General features: G+C 70.3%; 5 protein-coding genes and 1 pseudogene. 2 read left to right on the forward strand and 4 right to left on the reverse strand.

The window, feature by feature from the left end:
• Positions 1 to 26: 26 nt before the first annotated feature.
• Positions 27 to 1,780, reverse strand: a pseudogene (locus tag AEQ27_RS15720) (MDR family MFS transporter).
• A gap of 7 nt (positions 1,781 to 1,787) precedes the next feature.
• Positions 1,788 to 2,483, reverse strand: a complete 696-nt coding sequence (locus AEQ27_RS15725) for a TetR/AcrR family transcriptional regulator (RefSeq protein ID WP_054147528.1) — start codon at positions 2,481 to 2,483, stop codon at positions 1,788 to 1,790.
• Positions 2,484 to 2,695: 212 nt separating this feature from the next.
• On the opposite strand from AEQ27_RS15725, the gene AEQ27_RS15730 reads away from it, so the two are divergent.
• The gene (locus AEQ27_RS15730) at positions 2,696 to 2,959 is read left to right on the forward strand and encodes a hypothetical protein (RefSeq protein WP_054147529.1); all 264 of its coding nucleotides are present in this window, start codon (positions 2,696 to 2,698) and stop codon (positions 2,957 to 2,959) included.
• A 9-nt stretch (positions 2,960 to 2,968) separates the two neighbouring features.
• On the opposite strand, the gene AEQ27_RS15735 is transcribed toward AEQ27_RS15730, so the two are convergent.
• Positions 2,969 to 3,238 (reverse strand): hypothetical protein, encoded by a 270-nt coding sequence (locus AEQ27_RS15735; protein ID WP_152970420.1) that lies wholly within the window; start codon positions 3,236 to 3,238, stop codon positions 2,969 to 2,971.
• 97 nt (positions 3,239 to 3,335) lie between these two features.
• On the reverse strand, positions 3,336 to 3,824 hold the full coding sequence (locus AEQ27_RS15740; protein WP_054147531.1) for a MarR family winged helix-turn-helix transcriptional regulator: 489 nt from the start codon (positions 3,822 to 3,824) through the stop codon (positions 3,336 to 3,338).
• A gap of 281 nt (positions 3,825 to 4,105) precedes the next feature.
• Here AEQ27_RS15740 and AEQ27_RS15745 point away from each other — a divergent pair, with 281 nt between their 5' ends.
• Entirely contained in the window at positions 4,106 to 5,404 is a 1,299-nt protein-coding gene (locus tag AEQ27_RS15745) for an NAD(P)/FAD-dependent oxidoreductase (protein WP_054147532.1), read from the forward strand.
• The last annotated feature ends 381 nt before the right edge of the window (positions 5,405 to 5,785 follow it).

Raw genomic sequence — 5,785 nt, forward strand, 5'->3', positions numbered from 1 at the left:
ACTCGACGGTGTCCTGATCCGATCGACTACCGCCGGTCGGCGTCGTCCCGCTCGTCCCGCTCGTCGGCCCCGTCGAGCGGCGCGACCGGAGCCCCGGTCGCGACCGCGCCGGCGGTCGCGGCCTCCGACGCCGTCCCGGCACCGCGCCTCGCGGCACGCCCCGCGCCGCGACCCTGCGCGGCTCGCTCGGCCGCCTCGAGCTGCTCGGCCTCGTCGCCCGACAGCGCCTCGCCGCGCGACACCATGCCCGCCACGTCGGAGAGCTTGATCTGCGGCAGGAAGAGCGACAGCACGAACGCCACGGCGATGAACGGGATCAGGTAGGCGAAGACCGGGGCGAGCGAGTCGGCGTAGGCCTCGACGACCAGGCGACGGATCTGCTCGGGCAGCTGGTTCAGCGTCGCCGGGTCGAGGGTCGCCGTGGCCTGAGAGGCGTCGCCCGCCGAGGCCCCGGCGCCCGTGAAGACGTCCGTCAGGTTCGAGGTGAGCCGGCTCGTGAACAACGCGCCGAAGATGGCGACGCCGAGCGCGGCACCGACCGCGCGGAAGTAGTTGTTGGTGCTGGTCGCCGTGCCGACGTTCTGCGCGTCGACCGAGTTCTGCACCACGAGCACGACGACCTGCATGATCAGGCCGAGGCCCGCACCGAAGAGGAAGAGGAACACGCAGATCAGCCAGAGCGGGGTGTCGGCGGTCAGGGTCGTGAACAGAGCCATGGCGATGCCGGTGAGGATCGTGCCGACGACCGGGAAGACCTTGTACTTGCCGGTCTTGGTGATCAGGTTGCCCGACAGGATCGAGGTGCCGATCAGGCCGACCATCATCGGCAGCAGCAGCAGGCCCGAGACCGCGGCCGAGGCGCCGGACGACATCTGCAGGAAGGTCGGCACGAACGCGATGGCCGAGAACATGCCGATGCCGAGGACGAAGCCGACGGCGGTGGCGAGGACGAACACCTTGTTGCGGAAGAACGACAGCGGGATGATCGGGTCGTCCGCGCGCGACTCGACGAGCACGAACAGCGACGCCGCGATCACGACGCCGGCACCCCACAGCCAGGTCTCGGGAGCACCCCAGCCGTGGTCGTCCTGACCGCCGAACTCGGTGAAGAAGATCAGGCAGGTGGTGGCCGCCGACAGCAGCACCACGCCCAGCACGTCGATGCGCTCGGTGGCCTTCTTGCTCGGCAGCGTCAACGCCGCCCAGGTGATGACGAACGCGGCGATGCCGACGGGGATGTTGATGTAGAACGCCCACTGCCAGGTGAGGTGGTCCACGAAGAATCCGCCCAGCAGGGGCCCGCCGATGGCGGAGAGGCCGAAGACCGCGCCGAGCGGGCCGAGGTACTTGCCTCGCTCCGAGGCGGGGACGATGTCGGCGATGATCGCCTGCGACAGGATCATCAGACCACCGCCTCCCAGGCCCTGGATCGCGCGGAAGACGACGAACATCCAGAAGTCGGTGGCGAAGGCGCAGCCGATGCTGGCGAGGGTGAAGATGGCGATCGCCGCGAGGAACAGGTTGCGTCGACCGAGGACGTCGCCGAACTTGCCGTAGATCGGCATGACGATGGTCGTGGCGAGCAGGTACGCCGTGGTGATCCAGGCCTGGTGCTCGACGCCGCCGAGCTCGCCGACGATGGTCGGCATGGCCGTCGACACGATCGTCTGGTCGAGGCTCGACAGCAGCATGCCCGAGATAGGGCGCCGAAGATGATCCAGATGCGCCTCTTGGTCAGGAGGAAGGGCGCGTCGGCCTTCGCTGCGGTGGTGGTCGTCATGGCTGGGTCACAGCGCCTTTCGGTCGTGGTCGACAGGGAGGGTCGGGGAAGCGGAGGGGGTGCGGGGGCCTCGAGGCGTGGCGGCCGACGTGGTGAACAGGTCGCGGGCGATGACGAGGTGCTCGTCGAGGACCGCCTCGAACCGCTCGTCGTCCCGCCCCTCGGCGAAGAAGAAACGTTCGAAGGCCCGTTGCACGAGCCCGGTGAGTAGCGTCACCGCGACGTCGATGCGCGGGTCGCCCTCGTCGAGCCCCTCGTGCGCGGCCACGGCCGAGACGAGGCGCCGGCGCTGTTCGTCGCCCTGGCGCATCATGGCGCCGAACAGGCGGGGGTCGCGGTCGAGGGCGGCCTTGAAGTCGGCTGCCCGCCCCCGGGTGAGGCCGACGTTCTCGACCCGCTCGACGACGAGGGCGCCGAGATCGTCGAAGACGGTCGACAAGGGCAGGAGGCGCGGGTCGCGTCGCGAGGACGCGTAGCCGTCGAGCGTCTCGTCGTCCTCGTCGAGCGCGATGCCGACCACGACGTCGTCCTTCGAGGCGAAGGGGTTGAAGAAGGTGCGGCGTGAGATGCCGACCGAGGCGCACAGCTCTTCGATCGTGAATCCCGCGAGTCCGTGCTCGGCTGTCAGACGTCGGGCGGCGGCGGTCAGCTCGGACCGGGTGCGCGTCCGACGCTGGGCCGTCTTGCCCGTGGCCGTGACCATCGCGTGCCTCCTCGTGTCGTCGCTCGGTGTGATCGGCGACGTCGCCGGGGGCCTCGTGGCCGAAGACGATGATTGCACTCTGACGGCCAGAGTGCAATCCTGCTTCCTGTGGCCCGCCGAGCCGCGGGACAGGCTGAGGGCTACGCGGCAGAACGATCCGCGTCCCCTGAGAACGCCGTCGCCGGGCGGCAGGTGTTGCCTACGCTGACCGGATGAGTGCACCCAGAGCCCGCCGCGTCTGCCTGTCGGTCGCCGGTTTCGCCCTCGTGGCGATCGGTCTGGCCGTGCTGGCGTTCACCTTCGACTGGGACGCCCCGACGATGTTCGGTCTGCCCACCGGTCTCGCCGGCTTCTCGCTGATGATCGCGGGCGCGATCGTCGCCGAGGTCGGCTTCCGCGGGGCGGTCAAGGCCCGGAGGCGCGAGGTCGCGATCCGCCGGCGCTCTCACGTCACCGACCTCGAGCGCACCTCGTAGCGCTGACCGTCAGACGGTCAGCCACTTGATCGCCGGGTAGAGCACCCGGGCGATCTTGCGGGGACACGGGAACGACGTGCTCGTGCCGTCGTGCTCGTTCAGCGTGATGACGGGCCGGTCGCCGACGGTCGAGTAGTCGACGGTGGCGAGCGATCCGGCCGGGATCTCACGGGTCGTGGGTCGCCCGGCGGTGTCGCGGAGGACGTAGACGAGGCGGTCGTCATGCACCTGCATGCCGTGCTGCGCGTCGCCTGCCGTCCAGGTCACCGAGAGTCTCACGAGCCGACCCTAGCGGGTCGCCGGACAGCAGGGCCGAGGCCGTCGGCCCCCCGCCCCCGGCCGACCCCGTGACGAGGAGGCGCGGTGGCGGTCGCCGTCACCAGGCCAGCGCCCGCAGGGCGTCGCCCAGGTCGCGGAAGACCGCCTCGGCGACGGGCCTGCGGGACGCGGGCAGCGCCTCCTGCACGGCACGGCCGTAGGTGGCGCCGGCGTCGTTGACCCCCTTCGACCCCTCGTCGGTCAGCGCGAGGACGAAGCTGCGGCGGTCGGTGGGGTGCTGCAGCCTGGTCACGAGACCGCCGGCCTCGAGCCGGTCGGCGAGAGCCGTCATCGCACCCGACGAGAGCCCCAGCGCCTCGCCGACCTTCTTCGGGGCGGTGTCGCCCTGCACCGAGAGGTGCCCCAGGGCGGGGAAGTCGGTCGCACCGACGCCGAGGCGCTTGGCCATCTGGTCGTTGACGAACGCGATCTGCGACCGCAGGTGCTGCAGCGCGATGAGCACGGCGGCGACGTCACCGGACTGCGGCTCGGTGGGGGCGTCGAGGGTGGGTTCGGCGGACGGGGACGTCCGGGTAGTACGGGTCATGGGGTCTCCGGGAGGTTCGGGACGACTGCGATCAGGTTCGGCGTGCCGTCGGGGGCACGTGTCACTTGCTGGACAAGCAACTCGATCAGCGAGTAGTTCGACGAACGTAACATCTGACGGACGTCTCGACAAGACCCCCGGCCGGGGCGAGGAGCATCGATCGCGGAGGTACGGGCGGCCTCGCGAGGCGAGTAAACTCGCCGCGGACTCGCCGCTCGGGTCCGGCCAACCGGGGTCGACGACGATCCGACGACACGATCGACACCGCAGGAGCACCCCCCATGACCGCAGACCCCCGCCCCCACGTCGTCATCGTCGGCGGCGGCTTCGCCGGCATCGCGGCGATGAGGTCCCTGCGAGACGCCGACGTCCGCATCACCCTCATCGACCGCCACGTCTACAACATGTTCCAGCCGCTCATGTACCAGGTCGCCACGGGTGGCCTCAACGCCGGAGACGTCACCTACTTCCTGCGCAGCCTGCGGTCCAAGCAGTCGAACGCCGAGTTCCGCCACGGGTTGCTCACGACGGTCCGGGCCGACGAGCGCATCATCACCCTGCGCGACGGCGAGGAGATCGCCTACGACGCCCTGGTCCTCGCCAACGGCGTCAACACCAGCTACTTCGGCACCAAGGGCGCGTACGAGTACGCCTACTCGATGTACTCCCGCTCGCAGGCGCTGCGCATCCGCGACGAGCTGTTCACGCAGCTCGAGAACGCGGCGGCCTCGGTGGGCAGCGGCGAGGTGCGCGTCGTCATCGTCGGCGGTGGCGCCACGGGCGTCGAGATGGCCGGCGCGCTGGCCGAACTGCGCGACCAGGCGTTGAAGGACGCCTACCCCGAGATCGACGCGTCGAGCATCACGATCACCCTCGTGCACCGCAGCGGCGAGCTGCTCAAGCCCTTCTCCCCCCGTCTGCGCAAGTACGCGGCCAAGGTGCTGCGCAAGCGCGGCGTCGACCTGCGGCTCGACACGGGTGTCGAAGAGGTCCGACCCGACGGCGTCGTCGCCGCCGACGGCGAGTTCATCCCGGCCGAGCTCGTCATCTGGGCGACCGGTGTCGCCGCGCACGCCGAGGTCGCGTCGTGGGGCGTGCCGCAGACCCACGGCGGACGCATCCAGGTCAACGACGACCTCACGGTCAAGGGGCTCGACTGCATCTTCGCCGCGGGCGACATCGCCGCGACCGACGACGCTCTCGCGCAGCTCGCCCAGCCCGCGATCCAGGGCGGCGAGCACATCGGTGGGCAGATCGTCCGTCTGCTCGCCGGCAAGAAGCTCCTGCCGTTCAAGTACCACGACAAGGGCACCATGGCCACGGTCGGCACCAACGCCGCCGTGGTGCAGCTGCCCAACGGCTTCACGATGACCGGACCCGTCGCCTGGCTGCTGTGGGTGTTCGTCCACATCACGAGCCTGCTCGGCAACGGCAACCGCCTCTCGACCCTCACGCACTTCTTCGTGCGCTACCTCTGGGCGCTGCGCAAGCGGGCGATCCCCATCGTGGGCGACGTCCGCCCGGTCCGCCCGAACGGTGACCGCGCACCCGAGAAGTGGCAGACCGAGAAGGTCGAATAGCGCCCGAGCCGCTGGGTCGCGGCGTCGCCGGGCCGCTGGGTCGGGTCGTCGCGCTCTCGCCGGACCGCGCCTCCTGACCTACGCGCTCGCTCGTGACGCACGGCGAAAAACCCCGTTTCGAACCATGAACCCAGAAGAAAGTGGGTGCATGGTTCGAAACGGGGTTCGCGCGTGATCCGGTACGAACCGGATCGGACCGGCGGACGACGCCCAGGCCCCGGGGGTCGGGCCGGCGGCAGCCGGCCCGACGGGTGCTACTCCGTGGCGGCGGTGATCTTCGCGACGCCGACGAGCATCTCGTCCTGGACGGCGTCGGTCTTGAAGGTCTGGTTCAGCAGCGCGGCGGCGTCGGGGCTGATGTGGACGGTGGTGCCCTCGAGG

This window comes from Frigoribacterium sp. RIT-PI-h, assembly GCF_001297205.1.
Lineage (GTDB): Bacteria > Actinomycetota > Actinomycetes > Actinomycetales > Microbacteriaceae > Frigoribacterium.